Here is a 25,697-nt window from a genome sequence, read left to right as displayed (position 1 = left end):
CCACAGGAGGTTTGTTATGCGCAAACGCATTACTGTTTTAAAAGGAGACGGCATCGGCCCGGAAATCGTCAATGAGGCGCTGAAAGTTCTGGAAGCAGTGGCCGAGACCTACGGGCACCACTTTGCCTATCAGTGCATGGACATTGGCGGCATTGCCATCGACCAGCACGGAACCCCGCTGCCGCAGGAGACGACCGACGCCTGTCTGGACGCAGACAGCGTACTGCTGGGCGCGGTGGGCGGTCCCAAGTGGGACGGTCTGCCCGGCGATATCCGCCCGGAAAAAGGATTGCTGGGCATTCGAAAAGCCATGGGCCTCTATGCCAATTTACGCCCTGCCCGCCTGTTCCCTCAGCTGGCAGATGCAAGCCCGCTGCGCAGAGAAATCGTGGAGAAAGGCATTGATTTCGTAGTGGTGCGCGAACTGATTGGCGGCGTGTATTTCGGGGAGCACAAAACAGAAGAAGTCGACGGCGAATTGGTTGCCACCGACGTTATGCCCTACGCCGAGCACGAGATCCGGCGCATTGTTCAGGTGGCCATGGAAATTGCGAAAAAGCGGCGCAGCTGTGTCACCAGTGTGGACAAAGCCAACGTACTGGATACCAGCCGGCTCTGGCGCAAAGTGGCCGGTCAGGTGGCCGCAGAGCATCCCGATGTGGCGTTTTCCAACATGCTGGTGGACAACGCCGCCATGCAGATCGTCAAAAATCCCGCACAGTTTGACGTGATGGTCACGGAAAACATGTTTGGAGACATTCTTACGGACGAAGCCAGCATGATTACCGGCAGCATCGGTATGATTCCCTCTGCCAGCCTGGGTGACGGCACCCGTGGTCTGTACGAGCCGATTCACGGTTCCGCCCCCGACATTGCGGGACAGGACAAAGCCAATCCTATCGGAACCATTCTCTCCGCTGCCATGATGCTGCGGTACTCCTTTGATCTGTGCCGGGAGGCCGACGCAGTGGAAGCCGCTGTGGCACAGGTGCTGGATCAGGGATTGCGCACCGCCGACAGCATGGCCGACGGCTGCACGCTGGTGGGATGCCGCGCCATGGGCGACGCCATTGCCGCAGCGATCTCCGCCCAGACCTGAAACAAGGTGTTTTTCAAACGTCCCGGTTTAAAAGCCGGGACGTTTTTATATATTTTGCTCTTCAAAGCGCCTCAAATGTGCTATAATAAAAGGGCTTGTCAAAAGGGAGGCCTGGAAATGAAGATCATTGAACAAATTTGTGTGGTATTTGCCATCTGCCTTGCTGCCGAAGGCATTTCGGCAATTTTGCCGTTCCCCTTTCCCGCCAGTGTGCTGAGCATGGTTCTTCTGTTTGTTCTGCTGGCCACAAAGGTGTTGCATCCGGATCACATCCGGGAAAAATCCGAATTTTTGCTGGACAATATGGCGCTGTTTTTTGTGCCCGCCTGTGTCAGCCTTTTGAAATACAAAGACGCGCTGATGCAGAACCTGCTTCCGATTCTGCTGATTTGCATCTTTACCACACCGCTGGTCTTTCTGGTCACCGGCCATGTCGTTCAGCTGACCATGCGGCTTTTGCAAAAGAAAGGAGGGCCTCGGGAATGATTCAGGCCATGACAACATCCCCACTGTTTGGCATCGTTCTGTGCATTGCCACATTTCTTCTGGGGCGCTGGGTTCAGATAAAAACCCGTTCTCCTTTGGCCAATCCTCTTTTGATCTCCACGGCACTGTGCATTGCCGTTCTGTGTCTGTTCCAAATCCCCTACGAAGACTTTTCCAAGGGCGGCGACATCATCAACATGATGCTGGGGCCGGTGACCGCTGTGCTGGCACTGAGCATTTACAACCAGTATGCAGTTTTAAAGCAATATTTCCTGCCGGTTCTTCTGGGATGCACCGCCGGCAGCCTGACCAGTATTTTCAGCGTGCTGGGACTGTGCCATCTGTTCGGCGTAGATGATGCGGTAACTGCCGCCATGATGCCCAAAAGCTGCACCACTCCGATTGCTGTCAGCATTGCGGAAAGTCACGGCGGCCTTGCCGCCATTGCCGCGGCTTGCGTGATGATTGCCGGCTTGACCGGATCTCTGTGCGCCCCTTTGTTTGCCCGCTGGTTCCGCATTCAGGACCCGGTGGCTCAGGGGCTCGCCACCGGCGCCTGCAGCCATGCGCTTGGAACCATTAAAGCCCGTGAAATGGGCGAGCTTCAAGGTGCCATGAGCAGCATCGCCATTGGCGTCTGCGGTTTGATTTCCGTTGTGATCACCATCTTTTTATAAAAAACGGAGTCGCTCTCACACGAGAAGCGACTCCGTTTTTTAAGTTTTGTCTTTCTTTTGCTTTGCCTGCCGCAGACGCTCCATCTGATCGGGCAGAATCACGTCTGCCCCGCCCAGAGCCTCGGTATAATATGCCATCCGGCATACCGCCTCCAACACTTCCAGACGGTTATAGGCGGCTTCCAGATTTTTGTCCCAGACCAGCGCGCCATGATTTTTCAGCAAAAGATTGTTGGTCTGCCTGGTATAGGGCTCGATTGCCCGAACCATCTCTGATGTGCCGGGTACTGCAAACTCCGTCACGGGCACCGTTCCCAAAAACAGTGGCGCCTCCACAAAATAATTTTCCGGAACAGCCCGGCCCGCCGAGGCGAAGGCCGTGGAAAACGGCGGATGGGAGTGAAGCACCACCTGGATTTCCGGCCGCGTTTCATAAATATGCCGATGCATGGGAAACTCCGAAGAAGGAACGCCGCCCTCCAGCACATGGCCGTCTGCCGCCACCACCAGCAGGTCTTCCGCGTGCAAAAAACCTTTATTCCGTTTGGAGGGCGTGATCAAAAATGCCCCGTCCGGCATACGCATACTGAAATTGCCGTCACTTGCAAAGACCAGGCCGCGCTCATAAATGCGCCGGCACCAGTCCGCCAGTTCTTTCCGCTGTGCCTCATACAGCATGATTGTGTTCCCCCTGTAAAAGCTTGTTTTTTGCCTTTTCCAAAAATGTTTCTGACCCAAAGCTGCCCGATTTCAGAACAAAGCGAAGGTCGCTTCGTTCCAAAGATGTGCATACGGATACTCCCGGCTCGATTTGGGGCCCGACCCGCATACCGCCCACCTGAAAGCGGCGACAAAAGGAAGCGGAAGTGTCTCCGCCGCAGACAATGATGTTTCGCACGCCATCTTCCTGTGCCAGTGCATAGGCCAGCCCGGCCAGCGCATCGGAGACCGCTGTCGCTGCCGCCGGTGCGCTGATGCCCCGTTCCGCAGCCAGTTCCTTTGTTCTTCGAATCTGCTCCGGTTCAGAGCAGGTTCGAAGAACGACCATTTCACTGTTCCGGTGCTCTCGATACGCCTCGCGGAGCCGTTCCATTTCCTTTTCTCTGCGCGCAGAATCAAACAGTTCCGTTGTCCCCAACGTCAAAACCGGACAGCCTGTGGCCTCTGCAAAAGCGATCTGGGCAGCTGTCTGCGGCGTAAGGCTGCCCGCCAGGCAGAGCACCTTCTCTCCCGCTCGGCATGTTTCCAATCCTTCAGTGTTTGCTTCCGCCGGCTCCCGCATTCCCAGATAATATGCAATGGCAGAGCTCCCGCAAATCACACGCTCATTCTCCAGCACAGCAGCCAGCCGTTCAAGGTCCCGGTTGTTGCGCACATCAAAAATGGCGTATCCGCCCTGCTTCTTTTTCTCCTGCAGAATGCGGACCAGAGATTCATCGCTTTTCTCGTATTCGCGCCAGCTCACCGAACAGACCGGACGCTTTGTTTGTGCGGACAAAATTTTTACCAGGTCAGACTCTCGCATGGGATTGACCGGATCGTTTCGAAACTGAGATTCTTCCAGCTTTACTCCATATACATAATGGATCCCGTCCAACGTGGTGCGGCCATTGTCGGGGAACCCCAATACCACAGGGGCAAACGGCTCTCCTGTTGCGTCCAGCATTGCGTCAAACTCAGCGCCAATGTTTCCGCGGAATACCGAACACTGTTTGGAAAAAAACTGGTCCGCCTGCCCCGCAAATCTCCGGACGACCTCATACACTCTCCGGTATGCCTCATCAGGCTTTACAAAGCGCGAATCCGTATCCACAACCAGCTTGGAACAATCGCCGAAGCAGGCCTGCTGCGCGCTTGGAAAGGGGTATAAAACCGACGGATGGCCGCTGTTATAATACATCAGTCCAATGTCATCCGCACCAGTGATATCGTCTGCCGCCACCAGCACTCTCTTCATCGTTTTTCACCATCCAATGCGGCCAGATCATCTCTCAATTTTTCAATGCCCAATCGCGGACTGGTAAGCACTTGGGCACAGATTTCATCCGGAAGGCCGTCAGCTGCACTGGCCATGGATGCCTGCGCCAGTACGATCACATTTGCCTGTGCCCCCTGCTCTGCCAGCGCCCGGCGGATTTTTTCGTCATGCAGCGCACGGTCTCCTTGCATCAATGCATCGTAAGCGCCCTCTACCAGAACAGTGCGAATCTCGCAGAATTGGGTTTGCTTTTGCGACAGCCGTTTTAAAAGACGCGCAGTCGGCTCCAGAGTGCTTGCCAACGTGGCAAACACGCAGATGACGCCGCCGCGCCGCACTGCCTCGCACGCCATTGCCTCGTCGATGCGATACACCGGAATATCCAGCATTTCATTGGCCTCCTGAGCAAATTCGCCCACGGTGGAACAGGCGCTGAGGATAGCCTGCGCGCCGTTTTTGCGGGCAATTTGGGCATATTCCAGCCAGCGTTCCCGCACCCAATCGACCCGGTATCCCCCGTTCATATCCGGCAAAATGGAATCATCCAGAAGGTTGAACACCTCTGCATTCGGAATCTCGCTGCGAATCAGATCGCCCAGGCTGGCGATCGTTGCCGGCGTCGTGTGAATCACCGCAATTTTCATACTTTGCTCCGTCCTTTCTGTATCTCTGTTAAAAACGATAGCATTCTTTCCGGGAATTTTCAATGCCCGAAAACAAAAATGGCTGTCGCAAGAAACCCAAACGAGTTTCTTGCGACAGCCATTTTCTTAGGCTGACGGGGACCTGTTAGCCAATCTCCACCATGACTTTTACGCCTTCCCGCACCGCGGCGGCGCGCATGACTACACGGATGGCCTTGGCAATACGGCCCTGCTTGCCGATTACTCGGCCCATGTCTTCTTCCGCAACCGTGAGGTGGTACACAATGACGCCTTCCTCATTGGCTTCGTCTACCGTTACCTGCACGGCGTCCTTGTTTTCCACAAGGCCCTTTGCGACTGCCAACAAAAGCTCCTGCATGTCGCTACCCCCAAATTACAGAATGTCGTTCTTCTTCAGCAGAACACGCACCGTATCGGTGGGCTGGGCGCCGTTGGCAATCCAGGTTTTCGCTTTCTCCGCATCGATCTTCACGACCGCCGGCTCCTTGGTGGGATCGTAGTAACCGATCTCCTCAATGAAGCGGCCATCGCGGGGGAAACGGGAGTCCGCAACTACCACGCGGTAGAAGGGAGCTTTCTTCGCGCCCATGCGGCGCAGTCTGATTTTAACAGCCATGCTGTCACCTCCTGTATTTTTGTATTGCGCTGCCCAAGGCACCGCAATGAATTTATAGCATCGACCAAAGGCCGAAACCATCGCTTACATGCCGAACAACCGGCCAAAACCGCCGCGCCCGAACTTTTTCGGGTTCTTTTTCAGCTGCTTCATCATTTTGCTCATCTGCTCAAACTGGCGCAGCAGGCGGTTCACGTCTTCCACTTTGGTCCCGCTGCCCGCGGCAATGCGTCGCTTGCGCTTGGGATCAATGATCGACGGTTTTTCCCGCTCGGCGGGAGTCATACTCTGAATAATGGCTTCGATATGAACAAAAGCCTTGGACTCGTTGATCTCGTCCATATCCACTTTTCCGGCCAAGCCTGGCAGCATGGAGACCAGCGCACCCGCGCCGCCCATCTTTTTCAGCTGCGCCAACTGGTCCAGCATATCGTTCATGTCGAACTTGTTCTCCATCAGGCGCCGGGCGGTCTCTTCCGCTTTTTTTGCATCCGCCGTGTCCTGCGCCTTCTCGATCAGCGTCAGCACATCGCCCATTCCCAGAATGCGGCTGGCCATGCGGGCGGGATGGAAGACTTCCAAATCGTCCAGCTTCTCGCCCACGCCTGCAAATTTGATAGGTTTGCCCGTTACAGCACGCACGCTGAGTGCGGAACCGCCTCGGGTATCACCGTCCAGCTTCGTGAGAATGACGCCATCCAGGCCGGTGCTCTCGCCAAAGCTTTTGGCCACATTGACCGCGTCCTGACCTGCCATGGCATCGATGACCAGCAGCGTCTCGTCCACGGGGACCGTCTGCTTGATGCGCCCTAATTCAGCCATCAGTTCCTCGTCCACATGGAGACGACCGGCGGTATCGAGAATCACAATATCGTTTCCGTGATCCTTGGCATGCATCACGGCGCGACGGGCGATCTCCTCTGGTTTTGCGCCATCCAGCTTGAAAACCGGTGCTCCCGCCTGGGCACCCACCACACACAGCTGATCCACAGCCGCCGGGCGGTAAATATCGCAAGCGACCAGCAACGGCCGATGGCCTTCCTTCAAAAAGCGCTTGGCCAGTTTTGCGCAATGCGTGGTTTTACCGGCACCCTGTAAGCCGCACATCATGATGATTGTAGGCGGTTTCGACTTGATATGAATGCGGGCCGCTTCATCGCCGCCCATCAAGCGGGTCAATTCCTCGTTGACGATTTTGATAACCTGCTGGGCGGGAGTCAGGCTTTCCATGACCTCCTGGCCCATGGCGCGCTGGGTCACATCCGCAATGAAGTCTTTGGCAACCTTGTAGTTGACATCGGCTTCCAGAAGTGCCATACGCACCTCGCGCATGGCTTCCTTGATGTCCTGCTCCGTGAGCTTTCCCTTGCCGCGCAGCTTTTTAAAGACGGACGACAGTTTGTCGCTTAAGGATTCAAAGGCCATATCGGTTCCTTTCGGTGTGGTTACTGATTGTCGGTGATGGACTTCACGATGTCCAGCATCTCGTTGCAGGAATTTTGAATCTCCTCGCTCATGTCATAGCGATTGGCGTTGCAAAAACGGATCTCTCTTGTCAGATGATCCAGCCGGGAAAGGCCCTCCTGCATGGCCCGGTAACGCTTTGCAAACCCGATTTTTTCCTCCAGTTCCAGCATGGTGGTCTCGCCGCGCTTGATCGCGTCGCGCACGCCCTGCCGGCTGATGCCGAAATTTTCCGCAATTTCGGACAGGGAAAAATCATCGTTATAATACTGCTCCATCACATCGCGCTGCTTATCGGTGAGCACGTCGCCGTAAAAATCAAGCAGGTAAGAAATCTCCAGATTTTTGGCCACGTCTCTCCTCCTCCCAGCGTTCTTGTAAACGCAAAGCACTTTACAACATGCGCTATTATACCGCACCGCGCGTGTAAAGTCAATAGGTTTACACGTTGGTTTTTCACTTTGTCAAAATGACAAAAAGAGACGTTTTTTCGGGGCTTTTCCCTGTTGCATCTGATGGCGTTTATTGTATAATAAAAGAAGAAATGTTCGACTTTTCCACAAAGAGGGGGCGGATTTGCCGTGCAGATTTTTCAAAGCTATTACGAAACACTGTATCAGCGTCCTGTAGTGCGTCTGGCCGGATACAGCGCGCGGCACGGTCTGCCCGCTTCCCTGTATGCGTATCTGGCGGCGGGTGGCCCCACCAATTCAGCCAAGGACGCGCTGGCTGAAGGAATGCTGGCCATTGCCACTGAAAAAGGGCTTTTGAAACCCGGTCAGACTGTGGTGGAAGGATCCAGCGGCAGTTTTGCGGTGGCATTGGCCATTTCCTGCGCCCGCAGCGGGCACCCGCTGGTACTGTGCATGCCGGCGACCGTTCCCACAGAACGCCAGCACATGCTGGCAAAACTGGGCGCCAAAATCGCGCTGACCAATTACGTATACGGACGCCGGGGTGTGGAAAAGCGCGCGCAGGAAGCTGTGGAGCGCACCGGCGGCTATTACTTGAACTATTTTGACAACGACTGCAACGCCGAATTTCACCGCCGGGTGACAGGCCCCAACATTGCCCGTGCCACCGAAGGGGCCTTGGATGCCATTGTGGTGGGCGTGGGTTCCGGCGGAACCATTACCGGTGTGGGCGAATACATCAAAGCATGGTACCCGGATGTAAAGATCATTGCGGTGGAGCCTTACGAAAGCCAGGCCATCGGCGGCGGATTTGTCGGCAAACACAACATTCCCGGCTTGGGGGCCGGCTTTGTGCCCGAAAACTACAATCCCTACATTGTGGACGGCGTAGTGCCCGTGGCATCCAATGTGGCCAACCAGACGGCGCAGGAGGTTCTTCGTACCGATGCCGTACCGGCTTCGCCCAGTGCGGGCGCAACACTGGCAGCCGCCCGGGAACTGATGGAAGAAAAGCCCGAACTCCAGCGTGTCCTGTGCATTTTTGCGGGAAAAGAGTTGTATGAATAAACAGTAAAAGAAGCCCGGACCATGGTCCGGGCTTCTTTTTTATAATTGTGGCAAGGGCCCTTCCCGAAACCCTTCTGGAGAAAGATACCACAAGCTGGAAAAGCCGCAGGCCTGAAGGATTTCCAGCGCCTGCCGGTAGCCAAATACAATCGTTTCGGGGCTGTGACTGTCAGCGGTCAGTGTGATGCGCCCGCCTCTTTGCGCAATGGCGCGAAGCAGGAACGGAGCCGGGTACGGCAAGGTGCGGTATCCCCGTGAAACGGCACCGGTATTCACCTCCAGAATCGCGTCCTGTTCCAACACCGCATCCAGCGCTTCCAGCGCCGCATGGCGATAGGCGCGGGCCGACGTATCAAACAGACGGTCCTCCTCATTAAACTTGGTCAGAAGATCAAAATGCCCCACGATCTGACATCCGGTTTGCTGGACCACCTGTGCTGTCAGACGATAGTACGCTTTCGCCAGCGCCATGGCGTCTCCGCCAAACAGGCACAGCAGACGCCGAAAGGCCTCCTCGCTCTCATCCACCCAACGCAATGCCCCTTCTGCCGGCACTCCATGCACCGACCCGATAAGGTAATCCCATTCTCCGACAGTCGGCGGAGAAAAAAAGTCCTGTTCCAGGCCCAGATATACATCCATTTTCCCCGCCCAGCGCCGGCGCTGTTCCAGGACCTGGCTGCGGTAAGCTGCGATCTCCTCTTCCCGCATGGTCCAGGACTGCTCCGCCAGAGGTGCATGGCCGGAAAACCCGATGGCGCTGCAACCTGCTCGGAAGGCAGCTTCCGCCATCTGTGCAGGCGTTCCTGTCCCGTCGCAAAAAACCGTGTGCGTATGCAGGCTCTGCGGTCTCATGTCATTTTCTCCTGTTTGACCTTGTGGTCGATCACATGGCGGGATGCCAGTTCCTTGCGCACATCTTCCACGGAAATCCCCATCTCCACCATCAGTACCATCACGTGGTACATCAGGTCGGCAATCTCGTAGATGGTCTCGGCCTTATCCTGTGCCTTGCCCGCAATGATCACCTCGGTGGATTCCTCCCCCACCTTTTTCAGAATTTTATCCAGTCCCTTCTGGAACAGGTACGTGGTATAAGAGCCTTCCGGAAGGGTCTCTTTCCGGCCTTGCAGCAACTGATACAGCCCTTCCACAGAAAACGGCTCTCCCGACTGAGAGATGTACAGCGGATCATTGAAGCAGGAGTCTGTTCCCAAATGGCAGGCAGGTCCTTCTTTGTCCACTGTGATCACCAGCGCATCCCGGTCACAATCCGCTGTGATGGTGCGGATATGCTGCACATTGCCCGAGGTTTCCCCCTTGCGCCACAGTGTCTGGCGGGAGCGGGACCAAAAGCAGGTGCGCCCTTCCGCCAGACTGATGGAAAGGCTCTCCCGGTTCATATAAGCAAGTGTAAGCACCTTTCCCGACCCTGCATCCACAACGATGGCCGGGATCAGACCCTGCGCGTCAAATTTCAAATCATCAACAGACAGCACGAAAACTTCCTCCTTTAATCCAAAACCCGCATGGGGATTCCCCGCCGGGCCAGCGTGCGTTTCAATTCGGGAATCGACACTTCACCAAAATGAAAAATAGAGGCGGCCAGCCCCGCATCCACCTTGGGCAGCGTCTCGAACAGGGTGACAAAATCCTGCTCACATCCGGCACCACCTGAGGCAATGACCGGCACATTCACCGCGTCGCACACTGCAGCCAGCATTTCCAGGTCAAAACCTTTTTTCACGCCGTCGGTGTCAATGCTGTTGAGCACGATCTCCCCCGCGCCTTCTGCCACGCCCCGGCGAATCCACTGAATGGCGTCCATGCCGGTATCTTCCCGGCCTCCTTTTGCAAACACGTGGAACGAACCGTCCACCCGTTTCGCATCCACGCTGAGCACCACGCACTGATCTCCATAGCGTCGTGCCGCCGCCCCAATCAAAGACGGGTCCCGGATGGCACCTGAATTAACGCTGACTTTGTCCGCGCCGCATTTCAGCACGCGGTCAAAATCATCCAGTGTCTGAATGCCGCCGCCCACCGTAAGCGGAATGAAAATCTGCGAAGCCACCTGTGTGAGAATGTCTGTAAACAGTGCCCGCCCTTCCACCGAAGCCGTAATGTCGTAAAATACCAGCTCATCGGCGCCGCTGTCGCTGTAAAACTTCGCCAGTTTTACCGGACTGGACACATCGCTGAGGCCCAGAAAATTGACGCCCTTCACCACCCGGCCGTCCTTCACGTCCAGGCAGGGAATGATTCGTTTTGTAATCATTGTGCCCCCTCCTCCCGCACGGCGCGGGCCAGGTCTACCGCACCGGTATACCAGGCTTTCCCGATGATGGCGCCATAAAGGCCCATCCCGCTCAACCTGCGCAGGTCCTCGTTGCTGCTCACCCCGCCGGATGCAACGATGCGGCAGCCCACAGCTTTCTGCAGCTGCTCAAGGCGGTGGAAAGACGGTCCCTGCAGCGTTCCGTCGGTATCGATGTCTGTAAAAATCAGCGTGGAAACGCCCAGTGCTTCCATTTCGCGGGCAAACTCGCAGTAATCCAGGCCGGAATCCTCCACCCAGCCGGCAGTGCACACTTTACCGTTCCGGGCATCCACGCCTACGGCAATGTGTTCGGCTCCCCAGCGAACTACCGCATCCGCTACCAGCTGCGGGTTGGACACAGCGGCAGATCCCAGAACAGCCCGATAGACACCCATGTCAAACACTGCTGCAAGGTCCTCCTGGGTGCGAATACCACCGCCCAACTGCACTTTCAGCCCGCTTTGCACCACGGTTTGCACGATATCACGGTTTTTGCGCTGGCCGTTTTGGGCTCCGTCCAGGTCCACCATGTGCACATACGCCGCACCCGCGTCACGAAACGCCGTAGCCGTGGCGGCCGGGTCCTGCGCCACCTGCTGCACAGTGGCAAAATCCCCTTTATACAGACGGACCACCTGCCCGTCCTTTAAATCCATTGCGGGAAAAAGAATCATAACGGTTACTCCATTTCACAAAAGGCGCGCAGGATGCTGAGTCCCACAGCGCCGCTTTTTTCCGGATGAAACTGCACGCCCATCACGTTGTCACGGGCCACCGCTGCCGTCAGCAGCGGGCCGTACTCTGCCCGGGCGATGATCGCTTCATCCGGGCTGTCCGCATAGTAAGAGTGAACAAAGTACACACAGTCACCCGGGCGAATGCGGGAAAACAGCGGATGGACCGGTTTGTCCTCTGAAAAGCACAGTGCATTCCAGCCGATGTGCGGGACCTTATACTCCGCGGGGATCATCGGCCGAATAGGCCGCACCGTGCCTGGAACGAGCCCCAGACCTGCGTGCGTTCCATATTCCAGGCTCTGCTCCAAAAGCAGCTGCATTCCCAGGCAGATGCCCAGCAGCGGCTTACCCGCCCGAGCCGCTTCGCGCACGGTCTCATCCAAACCGGTGCTTTTTAACAGGGCGGCAGCGTCTCCAAAAGCACCTACGCCCGGCAGAACCACCCGGTCAGCAGCGAGAATTTTCTCCGCATCGCCCGTGACGCAGGCTTCTGCGCCGATGGCCGCGAAGGAGGATTGAAGGGAAAACAGGTTTCCGACGCCGTAATCCACAATGGCGATCATCTCACAGAACCCCCTTTGTGGATGGGATCTCCCCTGCGGCCGTCGGGTCCAATGCCACCGCCTGCCGCAGGCTGCGGGCCAGACTTTTGAACATTCCTTCAATAATGTGATGGCTGTTGCAGCCTGCCAGCTGGCGCACATGCAGTGTGAAATTGCCGCGGCGGGTCAGCGCCAGTAAAAACTCCTGTGCCAGCTGTGTATCAAAGGTTCCCACCTTCTCCGTGGGGATATTCATCTCACAGCACAGCATTCCCCGCCCGGACAGGTCCACCGCCGTGAGGATCAGCGCTTCGTCCATGGGCAGCAGCATGCTGCCGTAACGGGTAACACCCCGCAAATCCCCCAGCGCCTTCGCCAGGGCGTCCCCCAGGCAGATGGCCACGTCCTCCACGGTGTGATGGTCATCCACCCAGGTGTCGCCCTTGCACTGCACCGTCAAGTCAAATCGGCCGTGCCGGGCAAACAGCGTCAGCATATGGTCCAAAAAGCCGCAGCCCGTGGCAACTTTGCTCTTGCCGGTGCCGTCTACATTCAAAATCAGGGAGATGTCCGTCTCCCCGGTTTTTCGATTGATCTGTGCTGTACGCATGGTTCAAATCTCCTTTCTGGCATCATCCACCGCCGCCAGAAATGCATCCATCTGCGGCCGGGAACCGATGGTCACCCGCACGTAATTGCGCAGAGCCGGTTTGTCCCAGTAACGCACCAGAACACCCCGCTGCTTCAGTGCCCGATACAAAGCGCCTCCATCCATATCCGGGCAGGATGTAAAGATAAAATTCGCCTTCGAAGGCAGCGTGGAAAAACCACGCCGGGCCAGCTGCTCTTCCGTGTAGGCCCGATTCTCCTGAATGGTTCGGCAGTTTTCTTTATAATAAGTGTCGCTCTCCACGGCGGCGATGCCCGCGGCCATGGTCATGCGGTTGATGTTATAGGGGTTGGTGGAATAACGAATTTTTTCCAAATCTTCAATCAGTGCAGCATTTCCGACAGCAAAGCCCAGCCGCGCACCTGCCAGTGAGCGGGATTTGGAAAAGGTCATGCAGACCAGCAGGTTGTCATACTGCTTTGTAAGCGGCACACAGCTCTCGCCGCCGAAATCCACATAGGCTTCATCCACCAGGACCACATGGTCCGGGTTGGCGCGCACCATGCTTTCCACCTGCGCTGCCGACAGCGCCAGCCCGGTGGGTGCGTTGGGGTTTGCAAACACGATGGTGCACCCCAGATTACTATAATCCTCCGGTGCCAGCCGGAAGTCCGGCCGCAGTGGAACCACTTTGGCCGAGATCTGATAGAGCTGGGCGAACACCGGGTAAAAGCCATAGCTGATGTCCGGGAAAGCCACACCATTCTCTTTGTCGCAAAAGGCCAGAAAGGAGAAGTTCAGCACTTCGTCCGAGCCGTTGGCTACGAACACATTCTCCTTTTCCACGCCGTACTGCCGTGCCAGAGCCTGACGCAATGCCGTGCATTCCGGGTCAGGATACAGATTCAACCGTTCCGCCTCTTCTCCCCGCACTGCCGCCAGTACCTGTGGCGAGGGCGGAAAGGGAGACTCATTGGTGTTCAGCTTCACATAGTCCATATCCCGGGGCTGTTCCCCCGGGGTGTAGGCATTCAGCCCGGCAAACCGGGCGCTCATGTATCTGCTCATAAGGTTCCTTCTTTCATTCCTCTTCCGACCGGGACAAGGCGCTGCGGGCGTGGGCTTCCAGTCCCTCCTGACGGGCAAAGCGCGCAATCGAGCCGCTGACCTTTTCCAGCGCCTCTTTGGTGTAATAAGTGAACTGGGTACGCTTGACAAAATCATCCACGGACAGCGGGCTCATAAAGCGGGCGGTGCCACTGGTGGGCAGTGTGTGGTTCGGCCCGGCAAAATAATCGCCCAGCGCCTCGGGGCAGCTGCGCCCCAAAAAGACGGAGCCCGCATTGCGTACCTGTGACAGCAGCGCAAACGGGTCGTCTACGCACAGTTCCAGATGTTCCGGTGCGATTTCGTTGGCGATCTCAATGGCTTTGGCAAGATCGTCCGTCACGATGATCTTGCCGTTGTTGTCAATAGACGCCCGGGCAATGGCCGCCCGGGGCAGCTGGGGCAGCTGACGTTCGATCTCTGCCTGCACCACCCTGGCCAGTTCCGCGCTGTCAGTCACCAGTACCGCCGAGGCCATTTTGTCGTGCTCCGCCTGACTGAGAAGGTCCGCTGCCAGATGGCGCGGATTGGAAGCACCGTCCGCCACCACCAGAATTTCACTGGGGCCTGCGATCATATCGATGGCTACTTTGCCGAACACCTGACGCTTGGCTTCGGCCACATAGGCGTTGCCCGGACCAACAATTTTGTCTACTTTGGGAATGGTCTCGGTGCCATAGGCCAAAGCCGCTACGGCCTGGGCACCGCCCGTGCGGAACACCCGGTCCACTCCGGCAATGCGGGCTGCCGCCAGAATCACCGGAGCAATGTCTCCGCCCCGGCTGGGTGGAGACACCATAACGATCTCCCGGCAGCCTGCGATCTTGGCCGGAATGCAGTTCATCAGCACGCTGGACGGATAGGCTGCGGTGCCGCCGGGTACGTACAGACCCACCCGATCCAGCGGAATCACTTTTTGACCCAGGACAACGCCTTCTTCTTCGCTGACCACAAATCCTTCGCGCACCTGATGGCGGTGAAACGCGCGAATCCGGGCTGCCGCTTCTTGCAACAGTTCCACCAGCGCCGGTTCCAGCGAAGCCACCGCCGCATCCAGTTCCTCTTTGCTTACTTCCAGCTGCTCCACCTGTGCTTTGTCGAACTGCAGTGCATAGCGGCGCAATGCCGCATCACCGTCTTTCTGCACATTGGCCACAATGTCCCGCACCGCGACGCTCACATCTGCGCCGTCATCCGAGCGTGCAAAAATTTTCTCTGCGGGCACCTGGCCATACGAATAAATGGAAATCATACGGAGCCTCCTTGGTTGGTTTCCGGCAGGCCGGCCAAACACTGAGCCATGCGCCGGATCGCGTCATTTTTAAATTTATAACTGACCTTATTGGAAATGAACCGGGCACTGATGTCCACAATGGTTTCCTTGGGTTCCAGTCCGTTTTCAATCAGCGTACGTCCTGTTTCCACAATGTCCACAATCACATCGCTAAGGCCCAGCAAAGGCGCCAGTTCAATGGAACCGTTCAGCTTGATGATATCAATGTCACGGCTGACCGCACTGTAATAATTGCGTGCGATACGCGGAAATTTGGTAGCGACCCGCAGGGTCCGGCTTCGGTCATCCCGAAAGTCCTTTTTTCCGGCGACGCACATGCGGCATTTTCCCACACCCAGGTCCGCCAGTTCGTATACATCCGGGACGTATTCCAGCAGAATGTCTTTGCCCGCCACGCCCACATCGGCTGCTCCCCGTTCCACATAAATGGCTACGTCCGAGGGTTTGACCCAAAAGTACCGCACCCCGGCCTCGGGATTTTCAAACACCAATTTCCGGTTTTCTTCTTCAATGGCGGGGCAGGCATACCCCGCCTGCTTGAACATCTGATAGACTTTTTCGCCCAGCCGCCCTTTGGGCAGGGCAATGTTGACCCATTCCATGCCTTCACCCTCTCTCCTTCAGCGTGCGGAGCTCCCGGTACTGAAGTTCCGGCGGAATCTGCCGCTCCACCCGTACCGTCTTTCCGCTGGCCAGCACCGCATTGGCCGCCGCAGCTACCCGGGCCGGCGAAACGCCCTCATCGTACAGCAAAAGCACATCCACATCATAGCCCTTTGGCACGGCAAAATACCCTTCCAACAAGTCCAGATAAACTGCAAATCCAATGGCGCCGCCCGGTCGTCCCATTTTGTGAACCATGTGATCGTACCGGCCGCCGGAGAGTACCCCCGCAGCCAACCCGGGCAAAAAGCCCCGGAATACGACACCGCTGTAATAACGCGTATCATCCGCGACGGAAAAGTCCAGGCGCAGGCGGTCATCCAGGCCGTACTGTTCCATCAGACCGCACAGCTGGCGCAGTTCGTCCAAAGCCGCGGCCATCTCTTCTGTGCACACCATCTGTTCCAGCTGGGGCAGCGCCTCTTCCGGCGGCGCATACAAAAGTGCCAGCCGACACAAAACGTCCCGTGTTTGCTCCGGCAACGCATACCGGGCTGCCAACACCTCCAATGCAGCGGTATTTTTCTGTCCCACTGCCTCCAGCAAACTGCGCTGCTGCTCTTCTTCCAGTTTTAGTGGCTCCAACAACCCGGTCACAAATCCCAAATGGCTGAGATCCAGCAGATAATCCGGCGAAATAAGTTCCAAACTGCGGGCGGCCAGCATAACCACCTCGCCTACGGCATAACCGTCCAGATCTCCAATGCATTCCAACCCTGCCTGCAAAATTTCCCGATAGCCATGCGCCCCCGGAGAGGTGCGATATACATTCTCATTGTAGTACACCTTTTGCAGGCCCGCTTCCTGGCGGGAGTTTTTCAAAATCGACAGCGTCACGTCCGGTTTCAATGCCATCAGCTTTCCATCAATGTCCGTGAACGTCAGAATGTTGTCGCTGACCAAAAAGCTTTTGTTTCGCACATACAAATCGTACTCTTCAAATTTGCTCATCTTATAGGGAAGATATCCGTAACGGCGGTACAGCTCCCGCAGGCGCAGCACCACCTCTTCCTTTTTCAGCCGCAGCCCTGTTTCCATTGCAGTCCCCGCCTTTCACTTCATCACTTTAGTATAATAGCATAATAAAGCATCTCTTAAAAAATGTCAAGAAAAAAGCACGGTTTTGTTTCCAAAACCGTGCTCAGATCAACTGTCGTATTCATCCAAAAAGCTGTGGAGTTTTCCATCCAGCGTATAACCGGGCAGCATGTTCAAATTCGCATTGTGCAGACTGTGGAAGATATTGATGTCCGCTTTGGGATTCATCTGACGCAAAAGACGTACCAGTTCTTTGGTCTGCCCCCGGGCGCCATGTCCGGCACTGGCTTCACTCTCGTCCTGCTCGGTAAAGCGGCAGGCACACTGTAAAAAGCGCAAGTCGTTGTATCGTTTCCAGGCCAGGATATCTGCCTCGCGCACCAGGTACAACGGCCGGATAAGCTCCATTCCCGGATAATTGGTGCTGTGAAGCTTGGGCAGCATGGTTTTCAGCTCCGCGCCCCAGATCATGCTCATCAGCGCGGTCTCGATCACATCATCAAAATGATGCCCCAGAGCAATTTTATTGCAGCCCAGCGCCTGCGCGTTTTTATACAGATGGCCGCGACGCATCCGGGCACACAAATAACAGGGCGACTGAGTGACATTTGCCACACTGTCAAAGATGTCCGTCTCGAAAATATGCAGCGGAATCCCCATTTTTTCGGCGTTCTCCTCGATCAGCGCCCGATTTTCAGCCCGGTAACCGGGGTCCATGCACAAAAACTTCACTTCAAAAGGAACGTCCGAGTGGCGGGCCAGATGCTGCATGCACTTGGCCAGCAAAAAACTGTCCTTACCGCCGGAAATGCAGACCGCAATGACATCTCCCGCCTGCACCAACTGATAGTCCTTGCAGGCGCCGATGAAACGATGCCAGATCGGCTTTTTGTATTTTTTTATAATGCTGCGTTCAATTTCAACTCTTTTTTCCATGCTTCACCGCCGGATGGACAGCGTTTCCAGCACATTGCCGTCCAGATCTTTTGTGGTGAACACACCGTCTTCGTACACCATATAGCTGTGAATACCGTCACCCTTGGGAATGGAGACACTGCCGGGGTTCAAGAAGAAATAATCGCCCCGGTCCGCCGCCACCCGCACATGAGTGTGGCCGTGAATCAGCACATCTCCTTTGTGCAGGCAGGGCATATGCTCTTCGTTGAACAAATGGCCATGGGTCAGAAAGACCATGCGCCCTTCCAGCCAGAGAGCTGCATAATCCGCCATAACCGGAAATTTCAGCACCATCTGGTCCACTTCCGCCTCGCAGTTGCCGCGCACGGCCAGAATCTCGTTTTTCAAGCCATTGAGCAGCGCAATTACCTCTTTGGGCGCGTAATCCCGAGGCAAGTCGTTGCGGGGGCCGTGATACAAAAGATCCCCCAACAGGATCAGTTTCTCCGCCTTTTCTTTCTGATACAATTCCGCCACTTTGCGGGCGTAATAAGCCGAACCGTGAAGGTCGCTTGCAAACATCAATTTCATGTTCATCGTTCCTTTTCTAAAAAATCAAATCCGGATGTTGAGCCATTTCCCCGAGCGCACACGCAGCGTGGTGAGGAACAGACGCATAAACTGATCCAGCACCAGACCCAGCCATGCGCCAAACAACCCCAGCCCGGCGGTGTAAGTGAACAGATAACCGGAGAGCGGACGGATGCACGCCACGCTCACAAGAGAGACCACCGCCACATATCGCGTGTCGCCCGCGCCGCGCAGGCAGCCGCTGGAAATGACCTGCGCCACCTGCATCACAACGATTAGGGCAACCATGCGCATGATCATATCGCCATGGACCAGAATTTCCTCCTCTGAAGAAAAAAGGCGGAAAATGTTGCGCCCTACCGTGGAGTACAAAAGCGCCACCGAAAGCGAACAAAACAAGCCTGCCCGCTGGCAGAAGGCCAGATACACCCGCGCCAGATCGCCGCGCCTTTCGCCCAGGCTCTGCCCCACCAGTGCAACCGAGGCCACCGAAAGGCCGTCGCCGATCGCAAAGGAAATCGTGATCACATTCATGCCCACCTGATGCGCCGCGAACGCAGTGGTCCCCAGCCGCGCGACGATCATGGTATACGTCAGGAATCCAAAACGAAGAAACAGTTGCTCTGCCAGGGAAGAAGAACCGATGTTGGCAATGGTCGCCAGTGTGCTTTTTTCCAGGCGGAAACGCGCGCGCTGAAACTGAAGATGCAAAAAGCCCTCCGGATGCATCACAGACAGAACGCTCATTCCCAGAGCCACCATTGTTCCGATCACCGTAGCCACCGCCGCTCCGGCCACGCCCAAGCGTGGAAAACCGAAACGTCCCTCAATGAGCAGGTAATTGAACACAATGTTCACGCCATTGGAAACCAGATTGGTGCGCATGGCGATTTTGGTATTTCCCGCGCCGCGCTGCGCTGCATTGATGACCATACTCACCACATTGAACACCATTCCCGCCGAGATAATGCGGAAATAAATCGCCGCGCTTTCGTGGGTATCCTCATTGGTGCCCGCAAGGCGCAAAATCGGATCGGCAAGCACAAAAGCCAACGCGGTAATGACCACAGTGAACAGCAGCGTAAGAACAATCGCCTGCGTCAATACGCGGTTGGCACCTTCCCGGTCTCCCTCGCCCTTGCGGCGTGCCACCAAAGCAGACACTGCAATATTCAGAGACATGAAAAGAGCCAGACAAATAAATTTGGGCTGGGTCGTCAATCCGACTGCCGCAATGGCATACGCACCCAAACGGGATACCATGATGGTGTCCACCATGCCCACCAGCGCCACCAAAAGCGACTCAAGTGTAGAGGGCCATGCCACCCGAATCGTACGACGCAGCAGCGATGCGTCATCCGGTAGTTCCCCCTGTGGAGCGGTGTTCTTCAAGATATGCTGTGCACAAAAAATTTTTGCCAAAAAGGCGTTCATTGCGCCGCCTCCTCACCCGTCATACGTTTTTATTTTAACACGGTTTCTGCGGTGGCGCAATCGGTCACAAAATGGCGCAGGACCCAAACCATTCAACCGGTTTGGGCCCTGCGCCGGGAATCCATATTATTCTTTGCTCTTGATGTACTCATCAATGGCCTTGGCAGCGCTTTTGCCCGCGCCCATGGCCAGAATCACCGTGGCTGCGCCCGTGACCGCGTCACCGCCCGCATACACTGCGTTGCGCGTGGTCAGGCCGTCCTCGCCGTTGGTGATGATACAGCCGTGCTTGTTGGTCTCCAGACCCGGCGTGGTGGACCGGATCAGCGGGTTGGGGCTGGTGCCGATGGACATGACCATGCAGTCCACATCCAGCGTAAAGGTGCAGCCCTCTTTCGCCACAGGACGGCGGCGGCCGGAAGCATCCGGCTCACCCAGCTCCATCTCCTGGCAGACCATGCCTTTTACATAGCCTTTTTCGTCGCCCAGCACTTCAATGGGGTTGGACAGGGTTTTGAAGATAATGCCCTCTTCCTCTGCGTGCTCCACTTCTTCCTTACGGGCAGGCAGCTCTTCCATGCCGCGGCGATACACAATGTACACGTTCTCCGCGCCCAGGCGCTTTGCGCAGCGGGCAGCATCCATCGCCACGTTGCCGCCGCCCACAATGGCCACGTTTTTCGCGTGCTGAATGGGCGTTTTGGCATTCTCTTTGTAAGCCTTCATCAGGTTGATGCGGGTCAAAAACTCGTTGGCGGAATACACACCGTTCAGGCTCTCACCGGGGATCCCCATAAACCGGGGCAGGCCTGCACCGGAGCCGATGAACACGGCCTCGTTGCCCATGTCGAACAGTTCGTCGATGGTCAGTGTGCGGCCGATGACTACGTCGGTCTCCACGTCCACACCGATTTCCTTCAGGCCCTCGATCTCCTTGCGGACGATCTCTTTGGGCAGACGGAACTCAGGAATGCCGTAAACCAGCACGCCGCCGGGAGTGTGCAGTGCTTCGTACACCGTCACCTTATAGCCCATCTTGGCCAGGTCGCCGGCAGCCGTCAGGCCGGAAGGACCGGAGCCGATCACCGCCACTTTATGGCCGTTGGAAACAGGCATCTGCGGCTTCTCTGTGCAGTGCTCCCGGTGCCAGTCGGCCACAAAGCGCTCCAGACGACCAATGCCTACACTCTCAGTCTTGATGCCGCGCACACATTTGCCCTCGCACTGGTTTTCCTGGGGGCAGACACGGCCGCAAACAGCGGGCAGCGCGGAAGAGGCAGACAGAATCTGATAAGCGCCCTCCATATCCTCTTCGGCCACTTTGGCAATAAAGCCGGGGATATCAATGCCCACCGGGCAGCCGGACACACAGGGTTTGTTTTTGCAGTGCAGGCAGCGTTTTGCCTCGTTGACCGCCATATCGTAGGTATAGCCCAGCGCAACCTCGTTGAAGTTCTTATTGCGCACTTCCGGGTCCTGTACCGGCATCGGGCATTTTTTCGGGTCCATGTTAGGCATGATTATTTGACCTCCTTTTTCAGCAGATTGCACTCTGCTTCACGGGCGTGCGCTTCAAAATCGCGGTACATGCTGCCGCGGTGCATCGCCTCGTCAAAATCCACCAGATGGCCGTCAAAGTCCGGGCCGTCCACACAGGCAAACTTGGTTTCGCCGCCCACGGTCAAACGGCAGCCGCCGCACATGCCGGTGCCGTCGATCATGATCGGGTTCATGGACACGGTGGTTTTGATGTTGTATTCTTTGGTCAGTTTGCACACAAACTTCATCATGACCAGCGGACCGATGGCAATCACTTCGTCGTACTGATTGCCCTCTTTGATCAGCGCTTCCAGAGCGTTGGTGACCAGGCCTTTTTCGCCCCAGGTTCCATCGTCGGACATCTTCACCACACGGTTGGAAACTGCTTCAAACTCTTTTTCCAGAATGACCAGATCTTTGTTGCGGAAGCCCACGATCGAGTGTACCTCAGCGCCCAGCTCATGCAGTTTTTTGGCTGTGGGATATGCAATGGCACAACCCACGCCGCCGCCTACAACAGCTACCTTTTTCAGGCCGTCCAGGTGGCTAGGCGTGCCCAGAGGTCCCACGAAGTCCACCAGGCTGTCGCCTTCGTTCAGTGCATTCAGTTCCATGGTCGCAGCGCCCACGATCTGGAAGATAATCGTAACGGTTCCCTTCTCGCGGTCATAGTCCGCAATGGTCAGCGGCACCCGCTCGCCGTCTTCGCTGGCGCGGAAGATGATAAACTGGCCGGGCTGCGCTTTATGAGCCACCAGCGGTGCTTCGATCACCATTTTGGTGACCGTCGGGTTCAGCGCTTCCTTCTCTAAAATTTTGTACAATGTCCTTCACTCCTTAAAAAACGGTGACAACTTCACTTTGAAAAAGGCGAAGCCGCTGCCCAGCGGCTTCGCCTTTCCAGTATAGCACAAATGCGGACTGGAATGCGCCCCGATTTATGCTTTTGTCAATTCCGGCAAAAAATTCGATTAGAAATCGATCTCTTTGTCATAATACACAGCCAGCATCAGTTTCTCCATATCTTCCTGGCTGGGCTGACGGGGGTTGGAGCCGGTGCAGGCGTCGGCAATGGCATTGGCAGCCACGTCATGCAGCTTCTCGTTGAACTCTTTCTCGTCGATGATGCTGTTCTCAGCAATCACGCCGCCCTCGCCATAGTTCTTGATGGACAGAGGAATGTTCAGCTGTTTGTTCATCTCGCGCAGCTCAGCAATCAAAGCGTCCACCAGCTCTTCGGTGGTGTTGCCGGGCAGGTTGATGAAGCGGGCGATTTCAGCATAGCGCTCAGCAGCCTCAGGAACTTTGGAGTTGTATTTGATGACCTTCGGCAGATACATTGCGTTGGCAGCGCCATGGATGATGTGGCCACCGGAGAACGCAGCGCCGGTCTTGTGAGCCATGGAGTGAACGATGCCCAGCAGCGCGTTGGAGAACGCCATGCCGGCCAGGCACTGTGCGTCGTGCATACGATCGCGAGCATCCATATCGCCGTCATAGGATTTCTTCAGATCATTGTGGATCATCTTGATGGCGTGCAGAGCCAGAGGATCGGTGTAGTTGCAGTGCAGAGTGGACACATAAGCCTCAATCGCGTGGGTCATAGCGTCCATACCGGTGTGAGCGGTCAGCTTCGGGGGCATTTTCTCAGCCAGATCCGGGTCAACGATGGCCACGTCCGGAGTGATGTTGAAGTCAGCCAGAGGATATTTGATGCCCTTGTCATAGTCGGTGATGACGGAGAACGCAGTCACTTCGGTCGCAGTGCCGGAAGTGGAAGGAATGGCGCAGAAGTGCGCTTTCTGACGCAGCTCGGGGAAGCTGAACGGAGTGATCAGCTGCTCGAAGGTGCAGTCGGGATACTCATAGAACGCCCACATAGCTTTCGCAGCGTCGATGGGGCTGCCGCCGCCCATGGCCACGATCCAGTCAGGCTGGAATTTGCGCATAGCCTCGGCGCCTTTCATAACGGTGGTCACGGAAGGATCCGGTTCGACGTTCTCGAACAGCTCAACTTCCATGCCGGCTTCTTTCAAATAAGAAACGGCGCGGTCCAAAAAGCCGAAACGACGCATGCTGCCGCCGCCAACAACCACGATGGCCTTTTTGCCTTTCAGGTTTTTCAGCTCTTCCAAAGAACCTTTGCCATGATACAGATCACGGGGTAATGTAAAACGTGCCATTGTAATGACCTCCATCTTATATGTTCCGGGCAAACCCGGCACGATTGTATTTTGGAAGCTCTCCGCTTCCCTTTGTTAAAATATTATCATTTTCTTTTTCCATTGTAAAATGTATAATAGGAATAAGGGCTATATGAAAAAAGAATAGCTTGTTTATTTTTTAACAATATCCAAGGAAGGAAGATTTTGTATGGATCTGACCCAGATGCGCTATGCAGTAGAAATTGCACAATGCGGCTCTATCAGCAAAGCAGCCAAAAAGCTGTACATGGGCCAGCCCAACTTATCCAAGGCGCTTCGAGAACTGGAAGAGGAACTTGGATGCCCACTGTTTCGGCGCACTGCCCAAGGAATTGAGCCCACTCGAGCCGGAGAAGAATTTTTGGTGTATGCCCGTAAAATTCTCAGCCAGGTGGAAAGCTTGAAAGCCCTTTATCAGCCCCAGGGACAAACCGAAGTACAGCTTTCTCTGTGCGTCCCTCGCGCCAGCTATGTAGCAAGCGCGTTCTGCCAATGGGCACAAGGGCATGCCAACGGGCATTTCCGCCTGCAATATCGAGAGGCCAATGCCAGCGACACCATCCAAACCGTTTTCACCGGTGACGCACAACTGGGCATCGTGCGCTACCACACCGAACGGGCGGATTACTTTGAGGGACTGGCCGCTGCTAAAGGGCTACACCTGGCTCCTCTGTGGGATTTCCATATGGTGGCACTTATGCACAAAAGCCATCCGCTGGCTCCCATCGCAGATATTTCCCCCAGCCGATTGGCAGAATACCCTGAAGTCCTACATGGGGACATCACCGCCACCTCTCCGGAGGATGTATCTCCCACGGCGCAGGACAGCCAGTCGGGTTCACATATTCTGGTCTACGATCGCGCTGCGCAGTTCGATGTGCTTCGCAGTGTTCGCGGTAGCTTTATGTGGGTCAGCCCAATGCCCGCTGAAGTTCTGGAGCGGGAACAACTGGTACAGCGACCCTGCTCCTCCGGCTGGGTGTATCGGGACGCCGCTATCTGGCGCGGTCATCTTCCGGACGCAGCGTCTGGCTTTTTGGATACCGTCCATGAAAAAATCAATGCACTCATGCAAGTCTAAAGAAACCCGGGCGGCTTCTAGAAGCTGCCCGGGTTTTCTCTTGACAAAAGCAGTATTATGCAATACAATATAGTTACAGTATTTTGTATTGCAAGGTAGGTGATCTCGCTTGATCCCTTCTCAAATGCTCAAAGGAACACTGGAAGGCTGCATTCTGGCGATCATATCCGATCAGGAAACTTACGGTTACGAAATTTCTCAGCAGTTACAGGCCTATGGGTTCGGAAAGATCACCGAGGGCACCATTTATCCCCTGCTGCTGCGTTTGGAAAAAAACGGATGGGTGCAATCGGTTTATCGTCCTTCCGAACTGGGACCAAAACGGAAGTATTACTCCCTTTCACCACAAGGTCAACAGGAGTACCGTCAGTTTGTAGAGCATTACCGCGAGCTGACACAGGCGGTCGACCGTCTGCTGTCCGATCGAAAAAAGGAGGCTGCATCTTTATGAATCGAATTGTGCGTAAAATGATGAAAGAGAACAATCAGCTTTCCGAACTTCTCTCACCGGAAAATCAGGCACTGGAAACCGATATTGTGGTGTACCTGCGAGGTTCCCGCATCAGTGAATACCAGCAGGAGCGTGTCCGGCGCGATATTCTTCAAATCATGCTGGAAGGGCAGACCCGCGGTGATTCCATGGCAGATGTTCTGGGCGATGGAAAAGATTTTTGCGACGCCTTGCTAGCAGAACTACCTTCCCGCACATGGTTGGAATTCGCCGTCAACGGTCTGGGAAGCGGCGGCCTTTATCTGGGAATTTTAGCCATTATCTGGGCAATTTCCGCTTTGGTGCAGGCACTTGTACAAAACAGCTGGCCATACCTGCCCGTCAGTCTCGGTTCGCTGATCAACTTTCTTTTTATTCCCGGTGCAGCAGGAGCCTTGGTCCTATATATCTGTCGAACTTCTTTTTCAAAAAGTGTTCAGAAAAAAGGACTTTCTTCAGATAAAAAGGCTTTCTTGTTTTTCCTTGCTGCCCTGTTGGTATGCTTGCTCTGCAGCACCTTGCTGCGGGGTGTTGTCTTATTTTCTGTTCCTGCCGTGTGCGCGCCTGTGTTGATTTCCTTGCTCCTCGGGACCTACAAACTCTGCGATATCTGGTTGGATCGGTTCTATACCCAACAGCAGCAATAACCTTTCCGTCCCTCACAGAAACACAAGTGCCGTCGGC

The 25,697-nt window shown here is 55.7% G+C and carries 30 protein-coding genes; 7 read left to right on the top strand and 23 right to left on the bottom strand.

Annotation, left to right across the window (positions count from 1 at the left end):
- Window positions 1-16 precede the first annotated feature (16 nt).
- The 3 genes from leuB to ACKTS9_RS16475 all read left to right on the top strand — a co-directional run bounded on the left by leuB (window position 17) and on the right by ACKTS9_RS16475 (window position 2,262).
- Window positions 17-1,099, top strand: a complete 1,083-nt coding sequence (gene leuB / locus ACKTS9_RS16485; RefSeq protein WP_407881844.1) for a 3-isopropylmalate dehydrogenase — start codon at window positions 17-19, stop codon at window positions 1,097-1,099.
- Window positions 1,100-1,216: 117 nt separating this feature from the next.
- Window positions 1,217-1,585, top strand: a complete 369-nt coding sequence (locus ACKTS9_RS16480) for a CidA/LrgA family protein (RefSeq protein WP_407881843.1) — start codon at window positions 1,217-1,219, stop codon at window positions 1,583-1,585.
- Complete coding sequence (locus ACKTS9_RS16475; RefSeq protein WP_407881842.1) at window positions 1,582-2,262, top strand: LrgB family protein; 681 nt, start codon at window positions 1,582-1,584, stop codon at window positions 2,260-2,262. Before ACKTS9_RS16480 ends, ACKTS9_RS16475 begins: the two co-directional genes overlap by 4 nt.
- Window positions 2,263-2,301: 39 nt before the next feature.
- On the opposite strand, the gene ACKTS9_RS16470 is transcribed toward ACKTS9_RS16475, so the two are convergent.
- The 7 genes from ACKTS9_RS16470 to ylxM form a co-directional block, all read right to left on the bottom strand.
- Window positions 2,302-2,940, bottom strand: coding sequence for a class II aldolase/adducin family protein (locus ACKTS9_RS16470; protein WP_407881841.1), 639 nt, complete (start codon window positions 2,938-2,940; stop codon window positions 2,302-2,304).
- Window positions 2,930-4,219 carry a four-carbon acid sugar kinase family protein gene (locus ACKTS9_RS16465; protein ID WP_349216329.1) on the bottom strand — a complete coding sequence of 430 codons (1,290 nt, stop codon included), beginning with the start codon at window positions 4,217-4,219 and terminating at the stop codon, window positions 2,930-2,932. Before ACKTS9_RS16465 ends, ACKTS9_RS16470 begins: the two co-directional genes overlap by 11 nt.
- The gene (locus ACKTS9_RS16460) at window positions 4,216-4,884 is read right to left on the bottom strand and encodes an aspartate/glutamate racemase family protein (protein WP_349216328.1); all 669 of its coding nucleotides are present in this window, start codon (window positions 4,882-4,884) and stop codon (window positions 4,216-4,218) included. The genes ACKTS9_RS16465 and ACKTS9_RS16460 overlap by 4 nt, the downstream gene beginning before the upstream one ends.
- Window positions 4,885-5,029: 145 nt before the next feature.
- Complete coding sequence (locus ACKTS9_RS16455; protein WP_349216327.1) at window positions 5,030-5,263, bottom strand: KH domain-containing protein; 234 nt, start codon at window positions 5,261-5,263, stop codon at window positions 5,030-5,032.
- Between the two features lie 15 nt (window positions 5,264-5,278).
- Entirely contained in the window at window positions 5,279-5,521 is a 243-nt protein-coding gene (rpsP, locus tag ACKTS9_RS16450; protein WP_349216326.1) for a 30S ribosomal protein S16, read from the bottom strand.
- Between the two features lie 84 nt (window positions 5,522-5,605).
- Window positions 5,606-6,946 carry a signal recognition particle protein gene (ffh, locus tag ACKTS9_RS16445; protein WP_349216325.1) on the bottom strand — a complete coding sequence of 447 codons (1,341 nt, stop codon included), beginning with the start codon at window positions 6,944-6,946 and terminating at the stop codon, window positions 5,606-5,608.
- A gap of 20 nt (window positions 6,947-6,966) precedes the next feature.
- Window positions 6,967-7,338 (bottom strand): YlxM family DNA-binding protein, encoded by a 372-nt coding sequence (ylxM, locus tag ACKTS9_RS16440; RefSeq protein WP_349216324.1) that lies wholly within the window; start codon window positions 7,336-7,338, stop codon window positions 6,967-6,969.
- Window positions 7,339-7,566: 228 nt separating this feature from the next.
- Here ylxM and ACKTS9_RS16435 point away from each other — a divergent pair, with 228 nt between their 5' ends.
- On the top strand, window positions 7,567-8,466 hold the full coding sequence (locus ACKTS9_RS16435) for a PLP-dependent cysteine synthase family protein (RefSeq protein WP_349216323.1): 900 nt from the start codon (window positions 7,567-7,569) through the stop codon (window positions 8,464-8,466).
- 39 nt (window positions 8,467-8,505) lie between these two features.
- On the opposite strand, the gene ACKTS9_RS16430 is transcribed toward ACKTS9_RS16435, so the two are convergent.
- The 16 genes from ACKTS9_RS16430 to ACKTS9_RS16355 all read right to left on the bottom strand — a co-directional run bounded on the left by ACKTS9_RS16430 (window position 8,506) and on the right by ACKTS9_RS16355 (window position 23,421).
- Window positions 8,506-9,321, bottom strand: coding sequence for a histidinol-phosphatase (locus ACKTS9_RS16430; protein ID WP_349216322.1), 816 nt, complete (start codon window positions 9,319-9,321; stop codon window positions 8,506-8,508).
- Complete coding sequence (gene hisIE / locus ACKTS9_RS16425) at window positions 9,318-9,965, bottom strand: bifunctional phosphoribosyl-AMP cyclohydrolase/phosphoribosyl-ATP diphosphatase HisIE (protein WP_407881840.1); 648 nt, start codon at window positions 9,963-9,965, stop codon at window positions 9,318-9,320. Before hisIE ends, ACKTS9_RS16430 begins: the two co-directional genes overlap by 4 nt.
- A 14-nt stretch (window positions 9,966-9,979) precedes the next feature.
- A complete protein-coding gene (gene hisF / locus ACKTS9_RS16420) occupies window positions 9,980-10,744 on the bottom strand; it encodes an imidazole glycerol phosphate synthase subunit HisF (protein WP_349216321.1) in 765 nt (254 codons plus the stop codon).
- Window positions 10,741-11,460, bottom strand: coding sequence for a 1-(5-phosphoribosyl)-5-[(5-phosphoribosylamino)methylideneamino]imidazole-4-carboxamide isomerase (hisA, locus tag ACKTS9_RS16415; protein ID WP_349216320.1), 720 nt, complete (start codon window positions 11,458-11,460; stop codon window positions 10,741-10,743). The genes hisF and hisA overlap by 4 nt, the downstream gene beginning before the upstream one ends.
- Window positions 11,461-11,465: 5 nt before the next feature.
- Window positions 11,466-12,086, bottom strand: a complete 621-nt coding sequence (gene hisH, locus ACKTS9_RS16410) for an imidazole glycerol phosphate synthase subunit HisH (protein ID WP_349216319.1) — start codon at window positions 12,084-12,086, stop codon at window positions 11,466-11,468.
- Window position 12,087: 1 nt separating this feature from the next.
- On the bottom strand, window positions 12,088-12,675 hold the full coding sequence (gene hisB / locus ACKTS9_RS16405; protein WP_349216318.1) for an imidazoleglycerol-phosphate dehydratase HisB: 588 nt from the start codon (window positions 12,673-12,675) through the stop codon (window positions 12,088-12,090).
- A 3-nt stretch (window positions 12,676-12,678) separates the two neighbouring features.
- On the bottom strand, window positions 12,679-13,743 hold the full coding sequence (hisC, locus tag ACKTS9_RS16400) for a histidinol-phosphate transaminase (RefSeq protein WP_349216317.1): 1,065 nt from the start codon (window positions 13,741-13,743) through the stop codon (window positions 12,679-12,681).
- A gap of 13 nt (window positions 13,744-13,756) precedes the next feature.
- On the bottom strand, window positions 13,757-15,034 hold the full coding sequence (hisD, locus tag ACKTS9_RS16395; RefSeq protein ID WP_349216316.1) for a histidinol dehydrogenase: 1,278 nt from the start codon (window positions 15,032-15,034) through the stop codon (window positions 13,757-13,759).
- A complete protein-coding gene (hisG, locus tag ACKTS9_RS16390; RefSeq protein WP_349216315.1) occupies window positions 15,031-15,678 on the bottom strand; it encodes an ATP phosphoribosyltransferase in 648 nt (215 codons plus the stop codon). Before hisG ends, hisD begins: the two co-directional genes overlap by 4 nt.
- 4 nt (window positions 15,679-15,682) lie before the next feature.
- Window positions 15,683-16,777 carry an ATP phosphoribosyltransferase regulatory subunit gene (locus ACKTS9_RS16385; RefSeq protein WP_349216314.1) on the bottom strand — a complete coding sequence of 365 codons (1,095 nt, stop codon included), beginning with the start codon at window positions 16,775-16,777 and terminating at the stop codon, window positions 15,683-15,685.
- A gap of 108 nt (window positions 16,778-16,885) precedes the next feature.
- Window positions 16,886-17,713: a tRNA 2-thiocytidine biosynthesis TtcA family protein gene (locus ACKTS9_RS16380; protein WP_349216313.1), complete on the bottom strand. Its 828-nt coding sequence runs from the start codon at window positions 17,711-17,713 to the stop codon at window positions 16,886-16,888.
- Between the two features lie 3 nt (window positions 17,714-17,716).
- Window positions 17,717-18,265 (bottom strand): phosphodiesterase, encoded by a 549-nt coding sequence (gene yfcE / locus ACKTS9_RS16375; RefSeq protein WP_349216312.1) that lies wholly within the window; start codon window positions 18,263-18,265, stop codon window positions 17,717-17,719.
- A gap of 24 nt (window positions 18,266-18,289) precedes the next feature.
- Entirely contained in the window at window positions 18,290-19,699 is a 1,410-nt protein-coding gene (locus tag ACKTS9_RS16370; protein ID WP_349216311.1) for an MATE family efflux transporter, read from the bottom strand.
- 126 nt (window positions 19,700-19,825) lie between these two features.
- On the bottom strand, window positions 19,826-21,217 hold the full coding sequence (gltA, locus tag ACKTS9_RS16365; RefSeq protein ID WP_407881839.1) for an NADPH-dependent glutamate synthase: 1,392 nt from the start codon (window positions 21,215-21,217) through the stop codon (window positions 19,826-19,828).
- Between the two features lie 2 nt (window positions 21,218-21,219).
- Window positions 21,220-22,062, bottom strand: a complete 843-nt coding sequence (locus ACKTS9_RS16360; protein ID WP_407879851.1) for a sulfide/dihydroorotate dehydrogenase-like FAD/NAD-binding protein — start codon at window positions 22,060-22,062, stop codon at window positions 21,220-21,222.
- A 147-nt stretch (window positions 22,063-22,209) separates the two neighbouring features.
- Entirely contained in the window at window positions 22,210-23,421 is a 1,212-nt protein-coding gene (locus ACKTS9_RS16355) for an iron-containing alcohol dehydrogenase (protein ID WP_349214078.1), read from the bottom strand.
- 190 nt (window positions 23,422-23,611) lie between these two features.
- On the opposite strand from ACKTS9_RS16355, the gene ACKTS9_RS16350 reads away from it, so the two are divergent.
- From ACKTS9_RS16350 to ACKTS9_RS16340, 3 genes are all read left to right on the top strand, one after another.
- Entirely contained in the window at window positions 23,612-24,523 is a 912-nt protein-coding gene (locus ACKTS9_RS16350; RefSeq protein ID WP_407881838.1) for a LysR family transcriptional regulator, read from the top strand.
- A 124-nt stretch (window positions 24,524-24,647) separates the two neighbouring features.
- Window positions 24,648-24,974: a PadR family transcriptional regulator gene (locus ACKTS9_RS16345; protein WP_349216401.1), complete on the top strand. Its 327-nt coding sequence runs from the start codon at window positions 24,648-24,650 to the stop codon at window positions 24,972-24,974.
- The gene (locus tag ACKTS9_RS16340; protein ID WP_407881837.1) at window positions 24,971-25,660 is read left to right on the top strand and encodes a hypothetical protein; all 690 of its coding nucleotides are present in this window, start codon (window positions 24,971-24,973) and stop codon (window positions 25,658-25,660) included. Before ACKTS9_RS16345 ends, ACKTS9_RS16340 begins: the two co-directional genes overlap by 4 nt.
- Window positions 25,661-25,697 lie beyond the last annotated feature (37 nt).

Origin of the sequence: Owariibacterium komagatae (assembly GCF_045865535.1) — a bacterium.
In the GTDB taxonomy this organism is placed as follows: domain Bacteria; phylum Bacillota; class Clostridia; order Oscillospirales; family Ruminococcaceae; genus Ruthenibacterium; species Ruthenibacterium komagatae.
The sequence above is the reverse complement of the archived record's forward strand: the minus strand, read 5'-3'. Positions and strand labels throughout refer to the sequence as shown.